This is a genomic window from Mesorhizobium sp. M1182 (genome assembly GCF_040318335.1).
Taxonomy (GTDB): domain Bacteria; phylum Pseudomonadota; class Alphaproteobacteria; order Rhizobiales; family Rhizobiaceae; genus Mesorhizobium.
This window is the reverse complement of record NZ_JAMYMD010000082.1, coordinates 1-713: the sequence shown is the minus strand read 5'-3', so window position 1 is coordinate 713 and position 713 is coordinate 1. Positions and strand designations below refer to the sequence as shown.

General features: G+C 57.9%; 1 pseudogene. It reads left to right on the top strand.

What is annotated here, in order from left to right:
* Nucleotides 1-369: 369 nt before the first annotated feature.
* Nucleotides 370-713, top strand: a pseudogene (locus NKH33_RS33140) (aldo/keto reductase); the annotation flags it as partial.

Below are 713 nucleotides of genomic sequence, written 5' to 3'. Positions count from 1 at the left end.
CAAGATTTGCACCCTCGGAACAAACGTCCGAGCCACTTAAGGCGAGGAGGTCGCGTCGACCTTAATCAAGACGCTTCGGTGCGAGCGGATCCACGGCTTCATCGCCGACTTCTTCAACACTATCGACCCTTCTCGGACGTTCCCTGAATGCAAGATCACGGGCAGGTTCTGACCCTATTCCCGACCTTGACAGCCAAGTGCAATATGCGCCAGTTGCGTCTTCGGTCGTTGCAAGCCTTGACACGATATGGTTCAGCATTGTTGGGCGGCAGCCCGAGGATTCAAACCGATATTCGTCTCGCTGGAATGTCTAACGCGACTCCGTCATGATGTCCCAGCCCTGTCGAGCGACGCTGCCAAAGCCGTTAGCAAGGCATCAACTTCATTGACACCGCCGACGTCTACCACAACGGCAAGTCCGAGGAAGTCGTCGGTCGCGGCATCAAGGCGAGGCGCGATCATTGGGTCGTGACGACCAAATTCGTCAACTCGCACGACAAAGGGCCTAATCTCGGCGGCCATTCGCGCAAATGGGTGATCCAGACCGTCGAGAACAGCCTGCGCCGCCTTGGAACAGACTATATCGACCTGTTCTACTTCCACCGCGCCGTCTTCGATGCGCCGCTGTAAGAGCCGGTGCGGGCGATCGCCGACCTGATCCGCCAGGGCAAGCTGCGCTATTTCGGCGTCTCCAACTTTCGTGGCTGGCGCAT